The 26,866-nt window shown below is 44.9% G+C and carries 22 protein-coding genes and 2 pseudogenes; 14 read left to right on the forward strand and 10 right to left on the reverse strand.

What is annotated here, in order from left to right; all coding sequences use genetic code 11:
• Positions 1-8: 8 nt before the first annotated feature.
• Together L2096_RS09955 and L2096_RS09960 are read right to left on the reverse strand one after the other, a co-directional pair.
• Positions 9-1,214 carry an acetyl-CoA C-acetyltransferase gene (locus L2096_RS09955; RefSeq protein ID WP_250365323.1) on the reverse strand — a complete coding sequence of 402 codons (1,206 nt, stop codon included), beginning with the start codon at positions 1,212-1,214 and terminating at the stop codon, positions 9-11.
• Positions 1,215-1,385: 171 nt separating this feature from the next.
• Positions 1,386-2,426: an AraC family transcriptional regulator gene (locus L2096_RS09960; RefSeq protein WP_004941225.1), complete on the reverse strand. Its 1,041-nt coding sequence runs from the start codon at positions 2,424-2,426 to the stop codon at positions 1,386-1,388.
• Positions 2,427-2,606: 180 nt separating this feature from the next.
• On the opposite strand from L2096_RS09960, the gene L2096_RS09965 reads away from it, so the two are divergent.
• From L2096_RS09965 to L2096_RS09975, 3 genes are all read left to right on the forward strand, one after another.
• The gene (locus L2096_RS09965) at positions 2,607-3,728 is read left to right on the forward strand and encodes a CaiB/BaiF CoA transferase family protein (protein ID WP_250365324.1); all 1,122 of its coding nucleotides are present in this window, start codon (positions 2,607-2,609) and stop codon (positions 3,726-3,728) included.
• Between the two features lie 138 nt (positions 3,729-3,866).
• Positions 3,867-5,111: a carbohydrate porin gene (locus L2096_RS09970; protein WP_055414748.1), complete on the forward strand. Its 1,245-nt coding sequence runs from the start codon at positions 3,867-3,869 to the stop codon at positions 5,109-5,111.
• A gap of 139 nt (positions 5,112-5,250) precedes the next feature.
• The gene (locus tag L2096_RS09975) at positions 5,251-7,653 is read left to right on the forward strand and encodes a glucose/quinate/shikimate family membrane-bound PQQ-dependent dehydrogenase (RefSeq protein WP_004941219.1); all 2,403 of its coding nucleotides are present in this window, start codon (positions 5,251-5,253) and stop codon (positions 7,651-7,653) included.
• 175 nt (positions 7,654-7,828) lie between these two features.
• Here the strand turns inward: L2096_RS09975 and L2096_RS09980 are convergent, their stop codons facing one another.
• Genes L2096_RS09980 through L2096_RS09990 form a run of 3 tightly spaced genes read right to left on the reverse strand, consistent with a single transcriptional unit; the run spans position 7,829 to position 10,210 of the window.
• Positions 7,829-8,719, reverse strand: a complete 891-nt coding sequence (locus L2096_RS09980) for a hypothetical protein (RefSeq protein ID WP_250365325.1) — start codon at positions 8,717-8,719, stop codon at positions 7,829-7,831.
• Positions 8,703-9,857: a DUF2515 family protein gene (locus tag L2096_RS09985; protein WP_250365326.1), complete on the reverse strand. Its 1,155-nt coding sequence runs from the start codon at positions 9,855-9,857 to the stop codon at positions 8,703-8,705. Before L2096_RS09985 ends, L2096_RS09980 begins: the two co-directional genes overlap by 17 nt.
• A gap of 5 nt (positions 9,858-9,862) precedes the next feature.
• Positions 9,863-10,210, reverse strand: a complete 348-nt coding sequence (locus tag L2096_RS09990) for a hypothetical protein (protein ID WP_004943428.1) — start codon at positions 10,208-10,210, stop codon at positions 9,863-9,865.
• 85 nt (positions 10,211-10,295) lie between these two features.
• Here L2096_RS09990 and L2096_RS09995 point away from each other — a divergent pair, with 85 nt between their 5' ends.
• The 3 genes from L2096_RS09995 (at position 10,296) to L2096_RS10005 (ending at position 13,326) form a co-directional block, all read left to right on the forward strand.
• Positions 10,296-11,000 carry a hypothetical protein gene (locus L2096_RS09995; protein WP_250365327.1) on the forward strand — a complete coding sequence of 235 codons (705 nt, stop codon included), beginning with the start codon at positions 10,296-10,298 and terminating at the stop codon, positions 10,998-11,000.
• Between the two features lie 204 nt (positions 11,001-11,204).
• A complete protein-coding gene (locus L2096_RS10000; RefSeq protein WP_004943422.1) occupies positions 11,205-12,848 on the forward strand; it encodes a nitrite/sulfite reductase in 1,644 nt (547 codons plus the stop codon).
• On the forward strand, positions 12,841-13,326 hold the full coding sequence (locus L2096_RS10005; RefSeq protein WP_004941198.1) for a DUF934 domain-containing protein: 486 nt from the start codon (positions 12,841-12,843) through the stop codon (positions 13,324-13,326). Before L2096_RS10000 ends, L2096_RS10005 begins: the two co-directional genes overlap by 8 nt.
• Before the next feature lie 117 nt (positions 13,327-13,443).
• On the opposite strand, the gene L2096_RS10010 is transcribed toward L2096_RS10005, so the two are convergent.
• The gene (locus L2096_RS10010; protein ID WP_104124829.1) at positions 13,444-14,073 is read right to left on the reverse strand and encodes a LysE family translocator; all 630 of its coding nucleotides are present in this window, start codon (positions 14,071-14,073) and stop codon (positions 13,444-13,446) included.
• A 137-nt stretch (positions 14,074-14,210) separates the two neighbouring features.
• On the opposite strand from L2096_RS10010, the gene L2096_RS10015 reads away from it, so the two are divergent.
• The 8 genes and pseudogenes from L2096_RS10015 (at position 14,211) to L2096_RS10045 (ending at position 23,001) form a co-directional block, all read left to right on the forward strand.
• Positions 14,211-14,663 carry an Lrp/AsnC family transcriptional regulator gene (locus L2096_RS10015; protein WP_004929605.1) on the forward strand — a complete coding sequence of 151 codons (453 nt, stop codon included), beginning with the start codon at positions 14,211-14,213 and terminating at the stop codon, positions 14,661-14,663.
• A 210-nt stretch (positions 14,664-14,873) separates the two neighbouring features.
• Complete coding sequence (kdpA, locus tag L2096_RS10020; RefSeq protein ID WP_250365328.1) at positions 14,874-16,571, forward strand: potassium-transporting ATPase subunit KdpA; 1,698 nt, start codon at positions 14,874-14,876, stop codon at positions 16,569-16,571.
• 16 nt (positions 16,572-16,587) lie between these two features.
• Complete coding sequence (gene kdpB, locus L2096_RS10025) at positions 16,588-18,603, forward strand: potassium-transporting ATPase subunit KdpB (RefSeq protein WP_119026090.1); 2,016 nt, start codon at positions 16,588-16,590, stop codon at positions 18,601-18,603.
• A 9-nt stretch (positions 18,604-18,612) separates the two neighbouring features.
• Positions 18,613-19,245: a potassium-transporting ATPase subunit KdpC gene (kdpC, locus tag L2096_RS10030; RefSeq protein WP_250365329.1), complete on the forward strand. Its 633-nt coding sequence runs from the start codon at positions 18,613-18,615 to the stop codon at positions 19,243-19,245.
• Between the two features lie 10 nt (positions 19,246-19,255).
• Positions 19,256-20,381 (forward strand): annotated as a pseudogene (locus tag L2096_RS16145) (histidine kinase); the annotation flags it as partial.
• 56 nt (positions 20,382-20,437) lie between these two features.
• A pseudogene (locus L2096_RS16150) lies at positions 20,438-21,898 on the forward strand (sensor histidine kinase); the annotation flags it as partial.
• Between the two features lie 9 nt (positions 21,899-21,907).
• Positions 21,908-22,621, forward strand: coding sequence for a response regulator (locus L2096_RS10040; RefSeq protein ID WP_004943403.1), 714 nt, complete (start codon positions 21,908-21,910; stop codon positions 22,619-22,621).
• 116 nt (positions 22,622-22,737) lie between these two features.
• Positions 22,738-23,001, forward strand: a complete 264-nt coding sequence (locus tag L2096_RS10045; protein WP_004941177.1) for a TIGR03643 family protein — start codon at positions 22,738-22,740, stop codon at positions 22,999-23,001.
• A 9-nt stretch (positions 23,002-23,010) separates the two neighbouring features.
• Here L2096_RS10045 and L2096_RS10050 read toward each other — a convergent pair whose 3' ends face one another.
• The 4 genes from L2096_RS10050 to L2096_RS10065 all read right to left on the reverse strand — a co-directional run bounded on the left by L2096_RS10050 (position 23,011) and on the right by L2096_RS10065 (position 26,829).
• Positions 23,011-23,172 (reverse strand): DUF2256 domain-containing protein, encoded by a 162-nt coding sequence (locus L2096_RS10050; RefSeq protein ID WP_011182656.1) that lies wholly within the window; start codon positions 23,170-23,172, stop codon positions 23,011-23,013.
• A 3-nt stretch (positions 23,173-23,175) separates the two neighbouring features.
• The gene (locus L2096_RS10055) at positions 23,176-24,699 is read right to left on the reverse strand and encodes a cryptochrome/photolyase family protein (protein ID WP_250365331.1); all 1,524 of its coding nucleotides are present in this window, start codon (positions 24,697-24,699) and stop codon (positions 23,176-23,178) included.
• 80 nt (positions 24,700-24,779) lie between these two features.
• Positions 24,780-26,153 (reverse strand): heavy metal sensor histidine kinase, encoded by a 1,374-nt coding sequence (locus tag L2096_RS10060; protein ID WP_250365332.1) that lies wholly within the window; start codon positions 26,151-26,153, stop codon positions 24,780-24,782.
• 1 nt (position 26,154) lies between these two features.
• Positions 26,155-26,829: a heavy metal response regulator transcription factor gene (locus L2096_RS10065; RefSeq protein ID WP_039910149.1), complete on the reverse strand. Its 675-nt coding sequence runs from the start codon at positions 26,827-26,829 to the stop codon at positions 26,155-26,157.
• Between the last annotated feature and the right edge of the window lie 37 nt (positions 26,830-26,866).

The following is a 26,866-nucleotide window of genomic DNA, read 5'->3' on the forward strand; positions in this document are numbered from 1 at the left end:
GATTCTCCTTACACTCGTTCAATGATCGTCGCGATACCCATCCCACCGCCAACACACAAGGTGGCCAGCCCGCGTTTTTTATCTTGACGCTCTAGTTCGTCTAGCAGTGTGCCCAAAATCATGGCACCCGTTGCACCCAGTGGGTGACCCATGGCAATTGCACCACCATTCACATTCACTTTATCTTCTGGCACCTGTAGTTCATTGATAAAACGCATTACCACAGCCGCAAAGGCTTCATTGACTTCAAATAGGTCGATATCGTCAATGGTTAAGCCGGCTTTTTGTAAGGCTTTGCGGGCTGCAGGCGCAGGCCCAGTCAGCATAATGGTTGGATCTGTACCGACCAGCGCGGTTGCCAGTACTTTAGCGCGTGGTTTTAACCCTTGTTCTTTGACTGCTTTTTCAGAGGCAATAAGTACAACGGCTGCACCGTCTACAATGCCGGATGAATTTCCCGCATGATGGACATGATGAATTTTTTGCGCTTCTGGATATTTTTGTAGGGCTACGGCATCAAAACCCATTTGCCCCATTATTTCAAAGCTGGCATTGAGTTTGGCTAAACCTTCTAGCGTGGTTTGACCTTTGATAAATTCATCTTTTTCTAAAATCATGACGCCTGAATGATCTTTTACAGGCACGACAGATTTATCGAAATAACCTTGCGCTTGCGCCGCAGCGGCCTTTTGTTGTGAACCGACTGCAAACGCATCGACATCTGCACGAGTATATCCATCGAGAGTTGCAATCAAGTCTGCGCCAATGCCTTGTGGTACAAAAGACGATTTTAAGTTGGTTTCTGGATCGAGCGCCCATGGGCCACCATCTGATCCCATTGGAATACGTGACATCGACTCTACACCGCCAGCCACCACAACATCTTCCCAGCCCGAGCGGACTTTTTGTGCTGCCAGATTCACAGCCTCCAAGCCTGAAGCGCAAAAGCGGTTGATTTGCACTCCAGCCACATTATCGCTCCAACCAGCGGCAATTGCAGCGGTCTTGGCAATATCGCCACCCTGATCACCCACTGGCGTCACACAGCCCAAAACAATATCATCCACTTTGGCTGTATCGAGCTGATGGCGTTGTTTAAGTTCATTGAGTAAGGTTGTGAGCAGGGTGATAGGTTTTACTTCATAAAGTGAGCCATCTTTTTTTCCTTTTCCACGTGGCGTGCGGATGGCATCGATGATGTAGGCTTCGCTCATCAGTGTTCCTTCTTTTGATCGTCAATATTGTTATGTTTTGCAGTGTAATGGATTTTACCTGCAAGACAATGACGAGAAGGTCATCTGGTCAGTGATGGTTTTTGCCAACGCCATAAAAAAAACGTCTGGATTAATCCAGACGTTTGAAGAGACAGAATGCTCAGTGACTTCTTAATGATAGCCGTGCAACTGACGATACAGACCCGGTGTAACTCCGGTCCATTTTTTAAATGCACGATGGAAGGTACTGGTTTCACTAAAGCCGACTTGTTGTGCGACATCTTCAAGCGTCAAATCTGGATTGAGCAGCAAATGAATTGCGGCGTCACGACGTAACGCATCTTTAACTCCCTGATAGCTCTTGCCTTCGGCTGCCAGACGACGACGTAAGGTTTGTGGCGACAGATATAGCATCGAGGCCACATCATTGAGTGTCAGCATTTCTTCGCCAATTTGGCTCTTGAGCACCTCACGAATCCGAGAGGTGAGCGAATTGGTATTTTTAAACTTGATCAGGAGCTGTGCAGGGGCGGCCTTTAAAAACTCTTCAAGGGTTTTTTCGTCTTGGCGAATAGGCAAATCCAGATAATCCGCAGCAAACGTAATTTCGGTGCGTGGTGCATCAAACTGCATGACCGGTGCAAAAAACAGTGCATCGTATTCGTCTGCATGTGCCGGACGCGGATAGCTAAAGTGGACGCGTTCTAACGGCAGGCGACGTTCGATCAGCCATGATGCCAGACCGTGCCAGATCATCAGCATACTCTCGGTAATAAAATGATCGGGATCGAGTGTTTTGGGAATAAGAGGCACTAGACGTGCTTCGTGTTTGTCGCGTTCAAGCGTCACCGACCATTCATCGCCAAAAAGTTTATAAAACTGAGACGATAGCTCAAGCGCTTGGCCGAGAGTTTTGGCATGAATAATCAGTTGGCACATAATGGCAAAGGTACCCAGACGACGCGGCTGCACATCAAAACCGACATGCTCGTCTTGAGTGACCATCCACAGCATTTTGATAAAGCGTGTGTATTGTTCTGGGGAAATACGGGCTTTAGGCTGGCGTAATAATTCTGCCTCGATTCCAACGTGGGACAGTAAGGTTTCGACATCCATGCCTAGGCGTTTTACGCCTGTTAACGCCGCATTCACAAAGTGGATACTAATGGTATCGCGGTTTACGTTTAATCCTTCGGTCTCTTTGATGTTCACTTGCAGTTGGCCTAAATGACTTTAAAAAATATTGGATTGGCGATTTACAACACGGGTAAATCATTTTCTTTATGTTAAATTGCCGAAATGATCAAGGTAAATGGCTGAACATGACATTGTGTCCTTTGTTTTACATTTTTATGATGAAGTAAAATAGTCAAAAAGAGTGATAACAAGATCATGAATACCCCATTAGCTGGACTGCGCGTTCTGGATTTTTCAACGTTATTGCCCGGACCATTTGCCACCTTATATTTAGCAGATTTAGGTGCAGATGTCATACATATTGAGTCACCGACACGTCCAGATTTGGTCCGAATTATGCCACCGTATGCCAATGGGCAGGCCACAGCACACAGTTACCTAAATCGAAATAAACAATCGATTACGTTAGATTTAAAAGACCGTGCAAGTATCGAGAAAATTTACGCCAAAATTCAGGAGGTTGATATTGTCGTTGAACAATTTCGGCCCGGCGTCATGACGCGTTTGGGGTTAGATTATGCAACCTTAAGTGCGCTCAATCCGGCTTTAATTTACTGCTCAATTACCGGCTATGGGCAAACTGGAACATATCGGGATCGTGCCGGACATGACATTAACTATGTGGCGTTATCTGGTATTGCTGGATATGGGGGACGTAAGGCATCGGGGCCACCCCCAATGGGCATACAAATTGCCGATGTGGCCGGCGGCTCATTGCACGCCGTGATTGGCATTTTAACTGCCGTGATTGAACGGTCAAAAAGTGGGCTAGGTCAGCATGTCGATATTTCAATGACCGACTGTGCTGCTGGGCTAAATGCCATGAGTGCCGCAGCGACATTGGCAGCAGAGGAGCCATCCCGTGCAGAAAGTGAGGTCCTCAATGGAGGCAGCTTTTATGACTATTATGAAACCGCTGATGGACGATACTTCTCGATTGGCGGGCTAGAGCCGCAATTTATACAGGCGCTGGCGGTGGCTTTGGACTTACCGATTCTGGCGCAAAAAGCTGCATCGTTTCTCGATGACGATCGTCTCGCGGTTAAAGCGGCATTAAAAGATAAAATAAAAAGTAAAACTTGGGAGCAATGGCGAGAGATTTTTGCTTCGCTGGATGTTTGTGCCGAGCCCGTTTTATATTTAGAAGAAGCCTTAAATTCAGAATTGGCCGTTGAGCGAAATTGGTCAGTTGAGGTGCCTTTGGCATCGGATTCAGAAAAGGTCGAACGACAACTGGCCTGCCCAATTAAATTTTCACGTTCTGAGGCTCAGTATCGGTTTACCGGGCAGACTTTGGGGGCTGGTCGCTGGGATTGAAGCACCAAAAATGACCACTTGTTAGTTTTTTTTCATAAAAGTTGTAAAAAATGAAGCAAAAGTTACTTTTTTGATGGGCGATTGATTAAAATAATTCGTAACACAATCTCACACAACCACATAAAAGGTTACGTAACAATGAAATTAGGGACAACATTCGCTGTTTCTTGTCTCTCAGTGTTATCACTGAGTATCTGGACGCAACAAGCTGTAGCCGCTTCTGCGTTTGATCCATCAAGCCCATGGATGCTAGGGGACTGGAACGGCAAACGTACCGAATTACAACAAAAAGGCTATGACTTCAGCATGGGGTACACTGGGGAAGTGGCGACCGTACTGGATTCTAAAGATACTTCAAGCCACGGTACAGAATATTCAGGCCAACTGGCACTCGGCACCCACTTTGATTTACAAAAGCTTTTGGGTTGGCAAGATACCGAAGCACAAATTACCCTGACCTATCGTGATGGTCGAAACTTGACCAATACAGCGCCTGCGCTAGCAGGACAGGTGAGTTCGGTTCAGGAAGTTTGGGGACGCGGTCAAACTTGGCGTTTGACAGATTTGTGGATCAAAAAGAAATTTTTTGATCAAGCATTGGATGTGAAGGTCGGTCGTTTTGGTGAAGCTGAAGATTTCAACAGCTTTGCCTGTGATTTTCAAAACCTTGCACTGTGTGGTTCACAAATGGGCAACTGGGCCGGCGATCAGTGGTACAATTGGCCTGTTAGCCAATGGGCGGCACGTGTAAAATACCAAGTGACCCCTGAAGTCTATGCACAAGTGGGCGTATTCGAATATAATCCTGAAAACTTAAAGCGCAGTAAAGGCTTTAATTTAAGTACAGATGGCTCACACGGTGCCTTAATTCCGGCAGAGCTTGTCTGGACACCAAAACTCGGTGCAAACCAATTGAAAGGTGAGTATCGCGCGGGCTATTATTATAGTACTGCCGATGCCAATAAACTGGACGATCAAGGTAATGCACTTGCTGAAACCGGTCACAAACAAGGTGGCTGGATCACGGCAAGACAACAAGTGACTGCTCATCAGGGCAATACAGAACGCGGCTTGTCGATTTGGGCAAATGCCGCATTCTTTGATGACAAAACGAATGCAATCAGTGATGTGCAAAACATCGCGCTCAGCTACATTGGTGCCTTCGATTCGCGTCCAAAAGATGAAATTGCACTTGGTTTTGCCCGTATTCATAAAGAAATCGACGGTTTCGACAATGAATACAATGCAGAGCTTTACTACGGTATTCATGCTGCAAACTGGTTAACGATTCGACCAAACGTACAATATGTACGTCATGTCGGTGCAATCAAAGATGGAAATAATGCTTGGGTTGGCGGCATCAAATTCCAGACAGTATTTTAATTTGAAATTGTATTAACCAAATTTCTGTTGAGACGCAATATCGTTGTGACTCAGCAGAAATTCAGTCGTTATACGAAGTATATGCCCCTCATATACTTCCTATAACAGATTAAAAAAACAATTTATTCGAGGTGGTATTATGTCTCAACCATCTTCAAATTCAGGATTACGAACCTTGACCGTAGTGATAGCTGCGGTGATTGGCCTATTCCTGCTCGTTGGAGGTATCTGGCTCACTGTACTCGGTGGGTCAATTTATTACGTGATCGCGGGCCTTGCATTACTGGTTTTTGCATGGCTATTACGCAAGCGTTCAACAGCTTCATATTGGTTGTATGCCGCATTAATGCTCGGCACAACTATATGGGGTGTGTGGGAAGCTGGAACAGATTTCTGGGCTTTGGCACCACGTTTAGACATTCTGGGTGTATTGGGTCTTTGGATTTTAATTCCAGCGATCAGCCGTGGCATGGACAATGCCAAATCGGGCAAAATTGCGCTATCGTCGACGCTTGCAATTGCAATCGTCGTGATGGTTTATGCCATTTTTAACGATCCGCAAGAAATCAATGGTGTGATCAAGACTGAACAACCTAAAACTGCACAAGCAGTTGAAGGTGTTGATCCTGCCGATTGGCCTGCGTATGGTCGTACCCAAGGCGGTGTGCGTTATTCACCTTTGACTCAGATCAATGATCAAAACGTGAAAGACTTGAAAGTGGCATGGACTTTCCGTACAGGCGATCTTAAAAAAGAGGGCGATTCTGGCGAAACCACCAACCAAGTCACGCCAATCAAAATTGGCAACAACATGTATATGTGTACCACACACCAGTGGTTGATTGCACTTGATCCTGCGACAGGTAAAGAAAAATGGCGTTTTGATCCGAAACTTAAAGCGGATAAAACCTTCCAGCACTTAACCTGCCGTGGCGTGATGTACTACGATGCCAACAATACCACCGAGTTTGCAACCAGCTTAAAGGCGAAGCAACCGACTGTATCGGCTGAGTGTCCACGTAAAGTGATTTTGCCTGTAAATGACGGCCGTTTGGTTGCAGTAAATGCAGACACCGGTAAAAAATGTACAGACTTTGGTGTAAATGGTGAAATTGATTTACAAAAATCAATGCCATATGCCTATCCGGGTGGTTATAACCCAACTTCACCAGGCATTGTATCGGGTACCACCATTGTGATGGCCGGTTCTGTGACTGACAACTTCTCGACCAAAGAACCATCAGGTGTATTACGTGGTTATGACGTAAATACAGGTAAGTTGGTTTGGGCGTTTGACACAGGTTCAAAAAATCCGAACGCGATTCCTGAGCATCCTGAAGAGTTTGTCAATAACTCACCGAATGCATGGGCACCGTTGGCATACGATCCAAAACTCGATATCGTTTATGTACCAACAGGTGTCGGCACACCAGATATCTGGGGTGGCGACCGTTCTGAGTTAAAAGAGCGTTATGCAAACTCGATGTTAGCCATTAATGCAACAACAGGTCAAATTGTCTGGAATTTCCAGACCACACATCACGATTTGTGGGATATGGACGTACCGTCACAGCCATCATTGATGGATGTTAAAGTAAAATCGGGCGAAACGATTCCTGCGATTTATGTGTTGACCAAAACTGGTAACGTGTTTGTACTTGACCGTCGTAATGGTAAGCCAATTGTACCCGTGACTGAAAAACCTGTACCACAAACGGTTCAGCGTGGTCCACAAACTAAAGGTGAACGTTATTCTGCAACTCAACCTTTCTCTGAGTTGAACCTTGCGCCAAAAGACAAATTGACCGACAAACAAATGTGGGGTGCCACGATGTTTGACCAGTTAATGTGTCGTGTATCATTTAAACGCTTGAATTATGATGGCATTTATACGCCACCATCTGAAAACGGTACTTTGGTATTCCCGGGTAACCTTGGTGTATTTGAATGGGGCGGTATGTCGGTCAACCAAGATCGTCAGGTTGCAGTCATGAATCCATTGGCACTTCCATTTGTGAGCCGTTTGATCCCGATGGATCCAAACCGTCCACAAAAAGCCAAAGGTGCCGGCACGGAGCATGGTATTCAGCCAATGTACGGTACGCCGTATGGTGTTGAAATCAGTGCTTTCCTTTCTCCATTTGGTTTGCCGTGTAAGCAGCCAGGCTGGGGTTATGTGGCGGGTGTCGATTTGAATACCCATGAGGTGGTTTGGAAAAAGCGTATCGGAACCATCCGTGACAGCTTACCAAATTTATTCCAGTTACCACCTTTGAAAATTGGTGTACCTGGTTTGGGTGGAACGATTTCAACTGCTGGAAACGTGATGTTTGTTGCTGCAACACAAGACAACTACATCCGTGCATTTAATGTCAGCAATGGTGAAAAATTGTGGGAAGCGCGTTTACCAGCCGGTGGACAAGCAACTCCAATGACCTATGAAATCAACGGTAAGCAATATATCGTGATCATGGCCGGTGGTCATGGTTCATTCGGAACCAAGATGGGTGACTATCTTGTGGCCTATGCATTGCCTAACTAAAAGCTAAGATTTCAATCTGATTTGCAAAGAAAGGTGTATTCGCTTCGGCGAGTACACCTTTTTTATTTTCAATGTTGGGTGAATAAACTAACTGATTATGGATTAAAGCTCATTAGAGTAAAATAATGATAAGAGTTCATTAAACTAAAAAAAGGCAAGAAGCTTAGTATTACGATTATTTCACAAAAGGCCAGACATCTGGATCAACATAATCCTGATCGATTCGATAGCCATTTTTAATAGCCTCTTTTTCGTCCATTTCTCTAGCATTCTGGTTTTGTAAAAGCTGTTGTTTAAATGCTTGCTCTAGCTCTTTTGAGGTGATTTCGTAACCATTAGGAATAGAGTTTCTTTCATCATACCGAATGGTTTCCAATGCATAGCGAACGATATATTGCTCTTTACCATCTTCTGTTTTTTTAGTTTGATCAATATCAAGGTTCAAAAGAATACCCTTGGCATATAGACGATATCCAATCGAGTTTCCAACGCTTTCACTTATAATTTTTTGCCACTCTTCGTAACTGAAGATATAACCAGGATCGATAACATAACCCGATTCCATTAAATATCGAAGATTATCTTCTTTTGCGATGCGCGGCATACTCCTTATAAAATAATTTTTCCATCCTGCCTGATTGATTCGTTTCATTAACTCGACATAGCCTTGGTAAGCGTGTTCGGGCGTTACAAACTCTTCTTTATTCAAACCTGAGTTAATGCGAAGTTTTTGAATCCCATCTTCTGGATTAAATGAAGTGCCTAAAACGGAAAAGACGTGATCAATCACCAAGCTATTGACACCATTTTCAATCTTGATCTTTCCTAAGTTTGGGGGAATAAAATCTAATTCTTTAAATCCTGCGCCAGAAGGGTGGCTTTCGGAACGGCTAAGCTGATGCTGAGCAAAATCTTTAAATCCTTGTGGGCCGAAATGTAAAGAATAAGGCGGTTGATTCATAGAATTTTTCTCTAGTTTTTTTGGGGCTGGTTGACAAGCAGTGACAAGTAAACTGATGAGTAAACTTACGATGAAATAAATAATTCGATTAAATCTTTCCATCATTACTGTCCTTGCCCACTTTAAAATCTGCTTGACTGTTGCCCCAGCCTGCAATGATCGTTAATTCCTTTTCTAAAAAAGAACGGCCCTTATCGTCCAACATTAGATCGTGATATTTTTCGGCTGCTTTTTCAATCCACTCCATACGGCTATCATAATTTTCAACTTTTGTATGTGGTAACGGTTCGCTATAGACCGACTCAGGTAATTCATCAATTACACCATTATGGCGCCCTTGGTAGGCTCGTTTCATGCTTTGCATATTGTATGTACTTGGCAAAATAGTTTGAGACACTCTGACGGGTTTGACGGCCTCAGCACAGTAATCGCTTGAAAGCACCAAGGTACTATCTGGTAGTCTTGTAACACGTTGAAAGATGGCTTGTTTTTCTACTTTCCAGTCATTCCAGACTAATTTTTGCAAAATGTTGAATTGTTCTTGCACAGCGATCGCCATCAAATGCTTGAATAAAATACCTTTTGATACTTTAAAATTTTCCTGTCTACTTGTTCCTTTTCTCTTAAAAATAGCTTCTATTTTGGGCAGATACCCAAATGCATCTATTATTTCTTTGGTGCACTTTAACTGCTCAATGATCGGTAAACAGCCTGACCAAGGGATATTATAAACTTGAGATTGAATATGGGTAAATTGAGAAACATTTCTTAGTTTTTTACAACTTTGAAACGTGGCTGGCGACATGCTCCAAGCATAGTGCCAAGGTGCAATGTCCATAAATAACCATAAATTGCCTTTGGCAAAAGAGTGAATAGGATCTCGTACTAGACCAATAGGAAACCATTTATAACCCCATGTTGTTAATCCATGTTTAAAAATTGCAGCGACTGTTTTTGAAGCAAATGCGCCGAGTCCCATCCAATAGTAACGACCAATTAACTGTTTATTGCCATGTATTTCTTGTTCAAGATAAATTTTTGCATAAACGGAGGCGATTCGCCGTGCTCTCGCTTCATATCCAGGTTCTAATTTATATAAATTTTTATTTTTATCTTTTAAGTTAGAAACACGTTTTATTGCTACTTGTTGGTGGATTTCCCAGAAGGTTAAGCAATCGCATTGAAGGGTTTTGCAGCTGTTTTCTTGGGTGTTGGTATTTCCTTCCCAATTCAAAGTTCCCATTTGCTTTAATCTCCTTCGTCTTCAACTTCTAAAGAAATCCAGTTTAAATCAACACGCAAATTTTCTTCCGCCGGAGTATTAATACGTTTTGATAAGCCTTTTCGATCTGTTGTAGAGACAAAACTTTGTTCTTGACTGGAAACACGATATTCCACATCTGACATTTCTTCACCAGATGGTAAAGTTAATTTAAATTTTTCGTTGTAAGGTTCAAATGAAGGCAAACCTTGAATATTCACTCCAACTTCTGAACCCTGTTGAAACAGATGCTGGCCAGCTTTAGCCTCAAACTTTGAAGGTGTAATAATGGTGATACCATTTTTATTAATGATGATTTGAGAACCACCTGCCATAGCTTTACCTATTTTTTATTAATTTATAAAAATAGCCCAATGTGGACTAATATAAGAAAAATAAATCAGTATTTTCGAGTAGAAAATGACATTTATCATCGCGATTCAATTAAATGATAGCATTATTGTTGCAGCAGACAATAAGAAAGTTGTAGTCGAAAACTCAGATGAATTACGATTTCGTTCAATTCACGCGACCAAAATTCGAATGTGGGAAAATGGGATAATTACTGGAGCTGGAGAAGATATTGTCATACATAGAGCGGTTGAACTCTTTAAAAGTATTGCAAATCAAAATTTAGATAAATTACCTCTATGCTTGAATGTATCCAGAGAAATCAGAGAGTTAGAGATTGGTTCAAATCACGATCAGGTTGAAAATACAAAATTACTTCATTCGAGTTATTCAGAAAAAGGCGCTCAGCTTTATATCACTCAAAGATTTGAATCCAGTCAACCCTATATAATGAGCACTGTAGAATCGATGGAGATTATTGTTTGGCTATTTGACCCCAATATTGAGAAAATTCGTTACGATTTACAACAACTACAACAAAATTTAAGAGACTTCACTACATTTTCCACGCAAATAGAGTGGGTGCATTATTATCTTCGCTATTTATGTCCAATTTTTAAAAAACAAAGTCGACAAGATTCATGGATGAGTCAAAGTTTTGATTTCTTTTTTCAAACAAAAGAGGACTATTTAATAGGTCATATTCCCAATACTCAAATTTCAGATTTAGATATTGAATTCAAAGAAATTATACCAGCTAGCGTATCGATATAAGACCGGTCATTTAGCTTATAGCCCGAACAAAAAGATTTACAATAGGAAGATTGATCCTAAGAGTGTGTACTTAAGATGAGATGTAAAACCGCACAGCACTCTTATCAATAAAACCGTTATTAAATATCCAAAAAAAGCATTTTGTTGATGAATCAAAGCTCGTTATGCTAGACGCCTTTATAATGAATCTACTAGCCATACGCCATGTATTTATATACTGATTTCGATCAACAGTTGATTAATGAACGCGTTGCTCAGTTCCGTGATCAAACCGAACGCTATTTAGCTGGAAAGCTCACCGAAGATGAATACCGTCCATTGCGTTTGCAAAATGGTCTTTACGTACAACGTTATGCACCGATGCTGCGTATCGCGGTACCGTATGGCTTGATGAATTCAAAACAATTACGCAAAATTGCAGAAATTTCAAAAGAATATGACCGTGGATATGCACACGTTTCTACGCGTCAAAATATTCAGTTGAACTGGCCAGCACTTGAAAATGTACCCGATATATTGGCAGAGCTTGCTACAGTACAAATGCATGCCATTCAAACCAGTGGTAACTGTATTCGTAATACCACTACAGATCAGTATGCGGGTGTTGTTGCAGGTGAAATTGCCGATCCGCGCCCGACCTGTGAATTGATTCGTCAGTGGAGTACTTTCCATCCAGAATTTGCGTTTTTACCACGTAAATTCAAAATTGCGGTGTCTGCACTTGAAGAGAAAGATCGTGCTGCAACGTCGTTTCATGACATTGGTGTCTACATTGTCAAAAACGATGCAGGTGAGATGGGCTACAAGATTAAAGTGGGTGGTGGTTTAGGCCGTACCCCAATTATTGGAAGTGTCATTCGTGAGTTTTTGCCACGTGAAGACCTCATTGCCTATTTAGATGCTGTCCTTCGCGTATACAACTTACACGGCCGTCGTGATAACAAATATAAAGCACGTATCAAAATTTTGGTCAAAGCTTTAACACCTGCGGTATTTGCTGAGAAAGTAGAAGCCGAGTTTGCACAAATCCGCGAATCTTTAAAAATTCAGCCTGAAGTGTTAAATAAACTGGATCAGGTGTTCACACCATTTACTTATCAAGCGTTGAACGACGAAGATTTTAGTACAGTGTTTGCCGAGCATCCAAAATTCAAGCAGTGGTACAACATCAATACCAATGCCCATAAAGTCAAAGGCTATCGTATTGTAAACATTAGCTTGAAGCGTGCAGGGGTTGCGCCAGGCGATATGACCACAGAAGAAATGAATTTGATTGCGGATCTGGCAGACCAATATACCTTTGGTGAGCTACGTACCACACACGAACAAAATATTTCACTGGTCGATGTGCCTCAAAAAGATTTGTTTGCCTTGTGGCAAACGCTTGAGCAGCACAATATGGCCCGTGCGCATATTGGCTTCCTGACCGATATTATTTGCTGTCCGGGGGGTGATTTCTGTTCATTGGCAAATGCGAAATCGATTCCAATTTCAGAAGCCATTACCCGTCGTTTTGAAGATCTCGATACCATCTATAATTTGGGTGAGCTTGATCTGAATATTTCAGGCTGTATGAATGCCTGCGGTCATCACCATGTCGGTAATATTGGTATTTTAGGCGTAGATAAAAAAGGCGCAGAATTTTACCAGATCACGCTCGGCGGTAACGCAGATCACGATGCTTCGATTGGCGACATCTTGGGGCCATCATTTGCAGCCGATGCCGTACCTGATGTGGTAGAAGAAATTTTAAATACCTATCTGGATTTACGTCAGGATCAAGAACGTTTTATTGATACCTATCGCCGTGTTGGCATTCAACCTTTTAAGGAGCGCGCATATGCTTAATCCAGCATTACAGGTGCTTGCTAAAGACGGCAGCATTGCAGATAACACCTATCAACCGATTGCCGAAGACGGTGTGATTCCGGCAGGGGATGTGGTGGTGACCACTGCACAACTGGATCAACTTACCGCGATCCAAGGCAAAAAAGCGCTATACATCACGGTGAATGACTCACCAGAAACGCATCAATTTCCGCTGGATCAGCTCGATGCGATTTTTATTGAGTTTGCAGGTTTCAATGATGGCCGTGGTTATTCATTTGCTGCATTGTTGCGCCGTCAGGGGTATCAAGGTGAACTACGTGCAGTCGGTGATATTTTCAAAGATGTACTGAACTACTTAAAACGTTCTGGCTTTGATACGTTTGTCATTAAAGAAGGCAAAGACATTCAGGAAGCTGCTGCGGGCTTAAATGACTTCCGTCAACCGTATCAGGCTTCTACAGCCGTTCCTCAGGCCGACTATCAAACTGGGGCTTAAACCAGTTGACATTAAAAAAGCGGGCTTAAGCCCGCTTTTTTAATTGCTGACAAATGTGTTCGGGCCATTTAAATCAGATCATGGTGTATGTGAGTATCACGTTCTATATCAGGCAATTTAAACCAAATGATGAGATTGATCGATTAAAAGTAAGCTCGCAATGATGATCATCAATGCACCCGAAACTTGGCTGATACGCTGTGCCGCATGTGGCCGGGTTTTGAGCAGTGCATGAGAACCAAAACCCACCGCATAATAAATCACGCTACATGTTGCCAGATGAATCATTCCCAGCACTAAAATTTGGGTTGAAACAGTAAAACCAGAAGATAAATCGATAAATTGTGGTAGCAAAGCAAAAAACAATAAAAATACTTTCGGATTTAACCCGCTAATGCACAGACCTTTAACCAACCAGTGCCGTGTCTGACTCGTGGTAGTGAGTAACGCGGAAGAATGACGAAGCTCAGCGGGATTTTTGAGTAAGCCGATTCCGAGCCAGAGTAAATACAGTGCGCCTGCTGCTGTTAATACCTGAAGCAATAGAGGTGAACCATTCACAATCGCACCAATGCCTGTGGCGACAAGGAGTGTACTCAACGCATGCCCGAGCAGCAGTCCAAACACAGCAGGAATCACCACTCGTCCACGGATCCCCGCTGTGATGGCATAAGCCCAATCGGCGCCGGGAGTTAAAATAAACAACGCGGAAACACCCCAAAATGTCAGCAAGGTATTCATATTCATTGTCATCTTCCTAAATTGAATAAGTACGAGCGGCCGTAAATGAGCGTAACGGTATGTAGAAAAGCATAGCCAGAACAGATTAGAATGTGCTGTTAAAGACTTGCTCAAAAAATGACAAAAAGGAGAGTTTCTTCTATATGGATAAGATAGATAAGAAGATTCTTGCGGAACTTCAGCAAAATGGACGATTATCTTTGACTGAGCTGGCTGAAAAAATTGGTTTGAGCCTGTCGCCGTGCCATCGTCGTGTACGTGCACTCGAAGAATCGGGTGTGATTCGGGGGTATCGTGCCCAGCTTGAACCTGCACTGATTGGACTACAATTTGCGACCATTGTGTTTGTCACGCTACGTGATGGTGACAAAGCCTCGGTGAGCGCATTTGAAGAAGCGGTGATCGAGATTCCACAAATCGTGCAGGCGCAGCGTTTGTTTGGTGATCCCGATTATATGCTGCATGTGGTAACTAAGGATTTGCTGAGTTTTCAAAAACTCTACGATGAGCGCCTTTCGGCTATGCCGAATGTACAGCGTTTAATTTCGACCATGGTCATGAAAAATGTGGTTACCGATCGTTTATATCCTATTTAGTCAGGTTATATGGTCTTCATTTGAGTCGATCGATGAATTCGCATTGATAGCTACCAAAAAACGATGTGTAATCTGCTTTAAAAAGAGAAATATCAAAGCGGTTATTAAAAAATTTACGCAAAATTTACGCCCTGTGTTTTTTGATATATAGAGAATTTACGCGTTAAATTTCCATACTAATGTCAACGTATTTAAACGATGGCATTTGCAATGTGGGAATTTATAACCGTGTTTGTGCTTGCGCTGATTTTGGCCTATCCGCTCGGTCATTATCTTGCCGATGTGATGCAAGCCAAACCGATGAAAAGCGATCGTCTGTTTCGTTGGATCGAACAGCCCCTCTATCGAATACTCGGCGTTCGGCAAACTGGAATGAACTGGCGGCAATATCTGGGTGCGTTCGTAATAAGTAACGTGGTGTTGCTTGTAGTGAGTGTAGTGATCCTCATGACGCAGGCATGGCTTCCACTCAATCCAGACCATGTTCCCAATATGAAATGGGATTTGGCCTTACATACCACCATTTCTTTTTTAACCAATACCAACCAGCAGCATTATTCGGGTCAGGCACAGCTCTCTTATTTGTCACAAATGACCGTGATTGTGGGCATGCAGTTTTTATCGCCGATCATTGGTTTGGCCTTGCTGACGGCTATGCTGCGTGCACTTTTCTTACAATCGGGTAAAACCCAAAGCAAAGACAAACAACATTGGCAAGAGATCAATCTTGGCAATTACTGGCTGGATTTGATACGTCCATTACTGCGCTTCTTTTTGCCTTTAGCTTTTGTTTTTTCATTGCTGCTGACATGGCAAGGTGTGCCTGCGACATTATCGGGTGGGCCGGTTGCGCAAAATCTGGATCAAAGTGTCGAAGTCAAAACACAGCATATTCCATTAGGGCCAGTCGCGCCGATGGTCGCGATCAAACAGTTGGGTAGTAATGGCGGAGGCTGGTATGGCCCAAACAGCAGTGTGCCACTTGAAAATCCAACGCCGTTCTCCAACGTGATTGAAATGTTGGCGATCTTACTGATTCCATTGTCTGTGGTGTTTATGATCGGACGCTTTGTACAGCGCCGTAAACTGATGTGGATGATTTTTGGCACCATGCTGCTGATGTCGTTGGCATCTACCATGTTGTCGATGTGGACCGAAAAATTTTCACTCTTGCCCAATGTGGCACAAATGGAAGGTAAAGAAGTCCGCTTTGGTGTGGAAGCATCTGCGCTATGGAGTAGTTTGACCACGCAGGTGAATAATGGCTCGGTCAACATGATGCACGACTCGTCTTCACCCCTAAACGGTTTGGTGCAGCTCTGTAACATGTTAATCAATGCCATTTGGGGCGGTATTGGCTGTGGCGTGTTGCAGTTCTTTATTTACCTGCTTCTTGCAGTGTTCATTGCAGGGTTAATGACGGGACGCACCCCCGAGATTTTCGGCAGAAAAATTGAAGTCACCGAAATTAAATTACTGGCTTTTGTGATCTTGCTGCAACCCGTCGTCATTTTAGGGCTTACCGCACTCGCGATTGCTTTTCCGTCATTGACGGCCAACTCCAATCCGGCCTTTCATGGCATCAGCCAAGTGTTTTATGAATATGTTTCTGCCTTTGCCAATAACGGTTCTGGTTTTGAAGGTCTGGGCGACAACACGGTGTGGTGGAATTTAAGTGCAAGTGTCGCGCTATTGGCGGGCCGCTATAGCGTGCTCATTGTGCCTGTATTAATCGCGGTCAGCTTGGCCACCAAGCCTAAAGCCACAGAAGGTAAAGGCTCATTGCATATCGAGTCACCCACCTTTGCCCTCACACTGATTGGCATTGTACTGATCTTAACGGTATTGCAGTTTATGCCAGTACTGGTTTTAGGCCCAATCGCAGACTATCTGTCGGTCCATATTTAACGCTGGAGCACGCATTATGAACTCGTCTCATGCGAACAAAATGACGATCTTGAATAAAGAAATTATTCAACAAACTTTTTATAAACTGCTTCCGCAGCATGCATTTCGAAATCCGGTCATGGCGTGTGTGTGGGTCGGTACGGTGCTTACCGTCGTGGCGACACTTATGGGCAGTACCAGTCTGGGCTTTGGTTTGCTTTTGACACTGATCTTGCTGGTCACGGTGCTATTTGCCAACTACGCCGAAGCAGTTGCAGAAGCCAAAGGGCGCGGGCAGGCTGCATCATTGCGTCAAGCACGTGAAAATCTGATGGCGAATAAACTCACCGATCTTGATTCACCTCAGACACCTGAGCTGATATCGGCCAATCTACTTAAAAAAGAGGATTTGGTACTGATCAAAGCGGGCGAGATTATACCCGCCGATGGTGAGATTGTGCGCGGCTTTGCCACCATTAATGAGTCGGCGGTGACGGGTGAATCTGCGCCTGTACTGCGTGAAGCCAATACCGACCGCTCTGGTGTGATTGCGGGCACGAAAGTGCTGACCGATCAGATTGTTGTGCGTGTGAGCAATGAAGCGGGTCATAGCTTTCTCGATAAAATGATCGCACTGGTCGAAGGAGCAAACCGTCAGAAAACGCCGAACGAAATTGCATTGGGAATCTTATTAAATATCATGACCATCACCTTTATTGTGGTGGTGGTGACCTTGCCTTTTATTGGCTCAATGGTAGGCATCAAGATCAGTGTAGTTTTACTGGTGGCTTTATTGGTCTGCCTTATTCCGACCACCATTGGCGGTTTGTTACCTGCAATCGGGATTGCCGGCATGAACCGTGCCCTAAAAGCCAATGTATTGGCTAAATCGGGTAAAGCGGTTGAAGTCGCTGGTGATATTGATGTGTTATTGCTAGATAAAACAGGCACGATTACTTATGGCGATCGCCAGGCCACGGCGTTTTATCCGCTCACTGGTATCGGGATGAGTGAACTGCGTCAGGCAGCCATGATGACCTCTTTTGCCGACCCGACACCAGAAGGGAAGTCGGTGGTGAGTTTAGCCAGAGAAATGGGCGAAACTGTACAAGAACCCGAACAGGCAGCGTTTATTCAGTTTAGTGCAGCAACTCGTTTATCCGGTGTTGATCTGGCCGATGGTCATCAAATTCGTAAGGGCGCGCTTGATGCAATTTTAGGATTCACCGAGCAAGATATCCGCAACAATATCGAGCTAAAAACCCGCGTAGAGCAAGTGGCATCTAAGGGTGCTACGCCGCTGGTGGTTGCCGCCAATCATACGATTTTAGGCGTGATTGAATTATCGGATGTGATCAAGCAAGGTATTAAAGAGCGTTTTGCTTTACTGCGCGAAATGGGCATCAAAACCATTATGGTGACAGGTGATAACCCACTGACCGCAGCCGCGATTGCCGCAGAAGCGGGAGTTGACGACTACATTGCCGAAGCCAGACCGGAAGACAAGCTGGCCTGTATCCGAAACGAACAAGCCGAAGGAAAACTGGTGGCCATGGTTGGCGATGGTACTAACGACGCACCTGCACTGGCACAAGCCGATATTGGGCTGGCCATGAACTCGGGGACTCAGGCGGCCAAAGAAGCCGGTAACATGGTCGATCTGGATTCAGACCCAACCAAATTGCTGGATGTGGTTGAAATTGGTAAACAGCAACTGATTACCCGTGGCGCATTAACCACCTTTTCATTGGCCAACGATGTTTCTAAATACTTCGTGATTTTACCGGCCTTGTTTGCTGTTGCGGTACCGCAGCTTGAGGTTTTAAACATTTTGCACTTGGGTAGCCCAAAAAGTGCCGTGATTTCGGCATTGATTTTCAATGCCTTGATTATTCCAATGTTGATTCCGCTGGCACTCCGTGGCGTCAAGTTTAAACCTGCCAGTGCATTGCAACTGCTACGCCGTAATATGCTGATCTACGGCGTGGGGGGTGTCGTGTTCCCGTTTATTGCCATCAAACTGATTGATCTTGTGGTCGCGGTGTGGATTTAGGAGCCAATGATGAATACTTTATTGAATCATCCAGATTTAAATACAACTGCTGTGGAATCATCGACTTCGTTATGGCGAGCCAGTATTGGGCTGGTCGTGGTGGGTTTTGGGCTGTCGGGTGCTCTTTATTCGACAGCCAGTGTGTCGGTTGCACAGCTTATTTTTCCTGAACAGGCCAACGGTAGTCTGATTGAACGTGACGGCAAAATTATAGGATCGAGCTTGGTGGGGCAGCAGGTTAAAAGTGCAGCCTATTTTCAGCCACGCCCGAGTGCCAGTAATTACAGTGTCGATGGGATGTCGGGAAGTAATCTGGCAGTATCTAATCCGCAACTGCAAAAGCAGATTCGTGAGCGTAGCATTGCTTTTGCTCAAAGCAATCAGATTGGTGGTGCTCAGGTGCCAGATGATATGATCACCGCATCGGGCAGTGGAATAGATCCGGATATTTCTCCTGAAGCTGCCCAGCTACAGATTAAACGCGTTGCACAGCAACGTCGTTTGGGTGAGCAGGAGGTTCGTCAACTGGTGATGCAATATACCCAAACGCCGCAATTGGGACTATATGGAGAGCCGCGTGTGAATGTACTCAAGCTGAATCTGGCACTACTGGATCAACGCTCGACTCAACCCGCTCGATAGGACAGAACTGATGCAGATTGACCGCAATGAAAAAGCCGATGCTTGGTTGGCGCATACGCAACGTGAGCAATCTGGGCGTCTTACCATTTTTTTAGGTGCTGCACCCGGCGTGGGTAAAACCTATGCCATGCTCACGCGGGCGCATGAGCTGATGCAGCAGGGCAAACAGGTCGTTGTGGGGGTGGTAGAAACTCACGGTCGTGCCGATACAGCGCGGTTGATTGCGGGTTTAAATGTGATTCCACGTCGAGTGGTCGAGTATCAAGATCGTAAACTTGAGGAAATGGATTTAGACCAGATTCTTCACATTAAGCCTGAAATTGTGCTGGTCGATGAACTGGCCCATCGTAATGTGCCAGGCAGTCGGCATGAATATCGCTGGCAAGATGTCAATGAAATTCTGGATGCCGGAATCAATGTTTATAGCACCCTCAATATTCAGCACTTAGAAAGCCTAAACGATGTGGTGTATCAGATTACCGGCATTCGCGTGACCGAAACTGTGCCCGATGCGTTACTCAAGCGATTGAAAGATATTCGTCTGGTCGATTTGCCTGTGCCTGAACTGCTTGAGCGCATGAAACATGGCAAAATCTATCTAGACGATATGGCACCGCATGCCTTGCAGGGCTTTTTTAAACCTGCACATTTAACTGCACTGCGTGATCTGGCGATTCAGACTGTGGCGGGGCAGGTCGAAATTGATTATCGGGAAAAATCTGTGGCGCAGGGGCGCATCGTCCCGATTCAGAATCATGTGATGCTGGCCATCGATGGTTCTGTCTTTGCTGAGGATCTGGTGCGCCGTGCTCACCGCATTGCCGAGCGCCGCAATGCAACGTGGAGTGTAATTTCAATTCAAAAAAGCAAAACCTCCTCGGCGCAAAGTCTGGCCGTGAGCAAAGCATTTAATCTGGCACGTAAACTGGGTGCCGACACCTATTTGCTTTACAGTCATCAAATTGCGCCAACCATTTTGCAGGCGGCCTATGATTATGGTGCTTCAAATATTTTGCTGGGAAAAAGCCCCAAAAAAACACTTCTTGAGCGTATTCGCTCCGAGCATATTGCCGATCAGCTCCTCGACAAGCAGCATCCCTTTGAAATTACCTTTGTACAACCACTCAAAGCAACATCGTATTCGGCACAGCCTGCTGTGCCCGATCAAACATGGCTGCAACAGTACACTCATTTTCAAGCGCGAGAACTGATCGAAAGCGTATTGATTGTACTGGCAGGATTTATTATCGCGGCCATCAGTGATCATTTTATTGGCTATACGGAGCTGGCGCTGATTTTTGTGGTGACGGTGCTGGTGGTGGCCATGCGTGCCCGAATGCTCATGACCTTGCTGAGTGTTTTCGTTTGTTTTTTACTGTACAACTACTTTTTTATTGAACCCCGCTTTACCTTTAGAATTAGCGCAGAGCGTGGTGTGATTACCATCGTGATTTTTATTTTATCGGCTTTACTGGTTGGGCGTCTGGCCAATCAGTTACGCGCACAGGTACTGAGTTTAAGGGTGGCCAATAGTGTATCGCTGCAACTGCAAGAGCTTGAGCGTAAACTCTCGACGTGCGTAGATATTGCACAGGTGCTTAGTGTATCTAAACAGCATCTGGAGAGTGCACTGAAAGCCACGGCATGGTTAAGAGTGGGCGAACTTGAGGCGGGTGATCGGAGTCAGTTAAATCACAAAGACCACATTGCAGCCGACTGGACACAAAAAAATGGTCAGCCCTGTGGGCGTTTTACCAATACCCTGACCCAGTCTGAGTGGTGGTTTAATCCGCTCAATCTGGCGGGGGAGCATGGTGTGATTGCACTGCGCTTTCATCCCGATTTAGACGTGATCAGTTTTGAGCAGCAGCGTTTGGCCGAGCTGATGATTGAAGATATTGCACAAACGCTGGCGCGGGTTTTACTGTCATTTCAGCTCGAAAACTCACGGGTGGTGGCCGAAACCGAAAAACTTCGATCAGCGCTCTTGTCGTCGGTATCGCATGACTTACGTTCACCTTTGGCCGCCATGATTGGCTCGGCAGATACGCTAAAATATTACAGTGCGCAATTGTCAGATACAGATCGGGACAGCCTGCTCGACACCATTCACATCGAGGGCGAACGGCTTGATCGTTATATCCAAAATCTACTCGATATGACGCGTTTGGGCCATCAGGGGCTGACGTTAAGCCGTGCATGGATCAGTATCGATGAGTTGATAGGCTCGGCGACCCAGCGTTTAAAACGCTATCAACCCAATATTCAGATAGACACCAACATCGCGCCGAATTTACCCGCTTTGTATGTACATCCGGCATTAATCGAACAGGCATTATTTAATGTGCTTGAAAATGCAGCCAAGTTTTCACCTGATGCTGTTCCCATTCAGGTGCAGATCAGTGCAGTCGATGAGCAGTTTCAGATTGATATCATCGATCTGGGCATCGGGATTCCCGAGCAGGAGCGTGAGCAAATTTTTGATATGTTTTATACCATGCAGCGTGGTGATCGCGGTAAAACCGGTACTGGGCTTGGGCTTGCCATCGTAAAAGCCATTATCGGGGCACATATGGGGAGCATTGAAGCAATGGCTGGGCCGTATGGTCAAGGCACCCAAATTCGAATACGATTACCTCAACACCAAGAATAACGATGATTTATGTCGCACAGCTTTAATACACAGGCCTCGATTTTGATTATCGACGATGAGCCACAAATCCGTAAATTTCTCGATATTGCCTTACGCGCGCAGGGTTATGCGGTGCATGTGGCTGAAACCGGTATGAAAGGGCTGGAAATTTTGGCCTCTCAAGGGGCCGATCTGCTGATTTTAGATTTGGGCCTACCCGACATGGATGGTGCAGAGGTATTAAAAGAGATGCGGCAATGGTCGCAAATTCCGGTCATCGTACTCTCTGCACGTCCAGACGAGCAGCAAAAAATTAAATTGCTCGATGCGGGTGCCAATGACTATGTGACCAAACCATTTAGTATTCAGGAATTATGTGCCCGGATTCGGGTGATGTTTCGTCAGCAACCGAGTCAAAGTGAGCATAATCTGGTCTTTAATGATGGACAACTTTTTGTCGATGTCGCGGAGCATAGCGTGAAACTGGCTGGAGACGAGGTGGTACTCACCAAAAAAGAGTTTCAGCTACTGGCCTTACTCATTCGGCATCAGGGTAAAATTGTGACCCAAAAGCAGATCTTGTCGGAGCTTTGGGGCATTACGCATGAAGAGGACACGCATTATTTGCGTATTTTGGTCAAAAAACTCAGAACCAAGCTAGGCGACTCAGCGCTACAACCGCATTATATTTTTACTGTTGCGGGCATTGGTTTGCGCTTTCAAAGTGATGTTGGTAGCGCTTAACGAGATGAGACCAAGACGCCTCACATCACAAATTCTTCACTTTCATTTGGCTAAAGTGATGCACTAAAATCGCTGTGTTGTCTCAGCAATTCCTAGTCAATATCAATGGTGAACGTGTGACCCAGACCCGTGAATATCAAGATGATGAGATTTCCCGTATTATTGAAATGGCGTGGGAAGACCGCACGCCGTTTGAAGCGATTGAGCGAGAGTTTGGCTTAAATGAGTCGGCTGTGATTCGTCTGATGCGCCAGCATATGAAATCGAGCAGCTTTAAGCTATGGCGTGAACGAGTCACTGGGCGCAAAACCAAACATTTGCAACTGCGTTCACCCGATGTAATTCGTGGTTACTGCACTCGCCAGTATAAACATCATTAAGTCTTGAGTTTAGTGCGCTGTCGATGTCTTGGCGCGCTCACGCTTGGCTTCACGTTTGCAGCGCTCTGAGCAATAGCGCACTTCGTCCCAGCAGCGCTCCCATTTTTTACGCCACGTGTAACTGCGCTGACAATATTCACAAACTTTTTCAGGAAGATGCTGTTTTTTCATGGCTTATAACTGATCCAGATGTGTAAGTAAGTGTTCTGCATGCGCCAGTACTTTATTCTGATCTTGCATTTTGTCTAGACTACGATAGACCATGTGCATGCGTGCATTAGAACGAAAAAATGTTTCATGGCGCTTTACAAAGTGCCAGTACAGACTGTTAAACGGACAACTGTCGTGGTCTGTTTTGGTTTTAACGTTATAGTGGCAGTGCTTGCAGTAATCAGACATCTTGTTGATATAGTTTCCCGAGGCGGCATAGGGCTTACTGGCCATCAAACCCCCATCTGCATGCATCACCATTCCCAGTGTATTGGGCAGTTCGACCCATTCATAGGCATCGGCATACACTGCCAGATACCATTCACAAATTTCTTCAGGTTTTATTCCAGTTAAAAGTGCAAAGTTGCCTGTCACCATGAGACGTTGAATATGGTGCGCATAGGCATGCTCTAGCGTATTGCGGATACACTCTGACATACAGGCCATTTTAGTTTTGCCAGTCCAGTAGTAGGCGGGTAAGGCACGGGTATTATTGAGCGCATTTTCCTGAGCGTAATCGGGCATGTTCAGCCAGTAAATACCTCGGATGTATTCGCGCCAACCTAAGATTTGCCGGATAAAACCTTCTACAGCATTGAGCGGGGCATTGCCTGCATGATAAGCCGCTTCGGCCGCTTCACAGACTTCTTCTGGTGATAGCAGCCCGCAATTGAGATAGGGAGATAGCAGGCTATGAAACATAAAATCGCTTCCATAGACCATGGCATCTTGGTAATCGCCAAAATCATTGAGCATGTGTTCAATAAAATGTGCCAATGCTTTTTGAGCATCACTGCGGGTAGTGGCCCAGCGAAAGTTATCCAAGCTGCCCAAATGATCTTTGAATTCACGTTTGACCAGTGCAATCACATCCTCATCGATAGTATCACGCTTAAACTGCAAACGTTCAGGCAGTGGGGTTTTACCCGACCATGGCTTACGGTTGGAATGATCGTAGTTCCATTTTCCACCTTCGGGCGCATCGTGCTGCATCAGGTAACCCGTTTTTTTGCGCATCTCTCGGTAAAAGTACTCCATACGCAAGACTTTATAGCGAGCAGCCCAGTGTCGAAACTCGTTTAATCCACAAAAAAAGCGATCATCTTCTAAGCACTCAACGGGCACCTGTAGTTTTTTGGGCCATTCCTGCTCGATCTGTTGCTGCAAACGGTATTCGCCGCAGTGTGTGACCACAACTGCCTCGGCGTTTAAGCGCTTTTGCTGCTGCTCTACATAATCGAGTAGTGACCGAATGGGGCTTTTGGCATCGTAGACGTGATATTGGATTTTCCAGCCATCTTGCTTGAGTGCCTTGGCAAAGTGGCGCATGGCACTAAACAACAGTGCAATTTTTTGTACATGATGCTGAACATAAGTGGCTTCATCGACCACTTCTGCCATCAGGATCACATCTTGCTCACGATCTAGAGCCTTTAAGGTGGCCAATTGCTGGCTGAGCTGGTCTCCCAAAATCAAACCAAGTCGCATGCGCAGTCCATGAACTAAATGAGTTAGTTTTAGCCTAAAAGAATGGCGATCAATTTTTTGTGAATTTGTGCAATCTTAATTTAGTTCACCGGAAAATCCAGCGTAAAACACACGCCATTTTCGCTTTGATGTACGCTTGCTCGTCCATTATGAAGCTGCATGATCGACGCGACAATGGATAGACCCAAACCACCGGAACGGCCTTGTTGATGGCGTGAAGATTCGCACTGATAAAAGCGTTCAAATACATGCGGCAAATGCTGTGCCTCAATCTGAACGCCCTGCGTCAATACGGCAATCTCGACATATGTACGCGTATCTAAAACATGCTGCTGTACTTTAACTTCTATTTGACCGTGCTCAACGCCATGTAAAATCGCATTTTCAATCAGATTTGAGACAGCGCGCTGAAACAGTTGATGATCTGCCACAACTGAGCTGGCTTCAAGTTGTGCACTAATCTCGATGTGTTTTTCGCTGGCCATTAAATCGTAAAAGCTCAGTAAATCTTCTAAGGCATCCTGCACATTGAGCTGTTCTGTGTGCAGTTGGATTTGCTGTTGATCGGCCCGAGCCAGAAATAACATGCTGTCAATCATACGTTTTAAACGTGCATATTCTTCCAGATGAGACACCAACAGATCTTCATAATCATGTAAAGTACGAGATTCTGAGAGTAAAATTTCGGTTTGCCCGACCAGATTGTTCAGTGGTGTGCGAAACTCATGCGCAATATTTTCAGAGAATCGATTTAACTGCTGATACCCAGCCTCGATACGTTGCAACATGTGATTAATTGCATCGGTTAAAAGTTGTACTTCACTGCTTTGATGCGCCACCTGAATCCGATGTTGTAAAGACTGAATATCGATTTGCCGGGTTTGCTCGGTCAGCTCGCGAAGCCCTCTTAAGCCAAAGCGGCACAACAGCCAGCATAGAAAACTCACCATCGCGACGCCAAGCAGCAAGTACTTGATCAGATCATCGCGAAATGAATATAAAATGCCTAAGCGTTCCGACCACTGCTTGCCTGCAATGAGCTGATACGAAACACCATTTAGACTAAAATTTTTCCATGCCAGACGCGTTGCATTACCCGTCTGATGAACATTAAAAAAAGCAATCTGTTGGCTCGCTTGCAACTTTGGAATTGGGATATTCAACGGGTTGATATCGATGAGTTTTTGTTGGCCCTGAATCAGAATAAATAAGTTGTCCTGATTGCCGAGCATGTTTTGATAAATTTTAGGTTTGGCTACAATTTGCTGTACGTTGTCGCTGTCTTGAATCAACGCCTCCAAACGTTCAATACGTGAAGCTAAAGCTTGATCTTGCTCGCGCACCAAAATACGGTCTATACCCAAATAGGTCAGCACGCCCACCAGACACAAAATGAGTGCACATGCCGTGGTGACCAGTAAGGTAAGCCTAAATTCGAGTGAGCGAACGTTCATTTTAAGGAGTCTCTTCTGAAAGCTTATAACCTAAACCACGAATGGTATGAATCAGTTTGAGGTTGCTGGCATCGTCGACCTTACTGCGTAAGCGGCGGATGGCAACGTCAATAAAATTGGTATCGGTATCGAAATTGATATGCCAAACCTCAGAGGCAATTTGCCGGCGAGACACGATTTGGTTGGCGTGCTGCAACATAAAGCGCAGCAGTTCAAACTCTTTTTTGCTCAGATCAATCGGTTGATCTGCCCGATACGCTTTGTGCTGTAATAAATCCAGACTGAGGTCGGCTAATTTCAGCACATTCTCGGGCTGTATGTTTTGCCGACGCAGCAAACTGCGAACCCGCGCCAGCAACTCAACATACGAAAAAGGTTTGGCCAGATAATCGTCTGCACCAAGTTCTAAGCCTTTCACGCGGTCGGGAATCTGGTCTTTAGCGGTCAAAAAAATTACCGGCACTTGCGAAAACTGACGCAAGATTGTCAAGACCGACCAGCCATCCAGATCGGGCAGCATCACATCCAGAATCACCAAATGAAAAGACGCTTGTCTCAATCGCTCCAAAGCTTCGAGTCCGGTATGTACACATTCGGCCTGATATCCCGATTCGACAAAGCCCTGAACCAGATAGCGCGCGATTTTGACTTCATCTTCTACGACAAGAATACGCATCATGCGACGTTCCATTTCTAAAATGACAAGACTGTAA

Source organism: Acinetobacter sp. ACZLY 512 (assembly GCF_023614015.1).
In the GTDB taxonomy this organism is placed as follows: domain Bacteria; phylum Pseudomonadota; class Gammaproteobacteria; order Pseudomonadales; family Moraxellaceae; genus Acinetobacter; species Acinetobacter soli.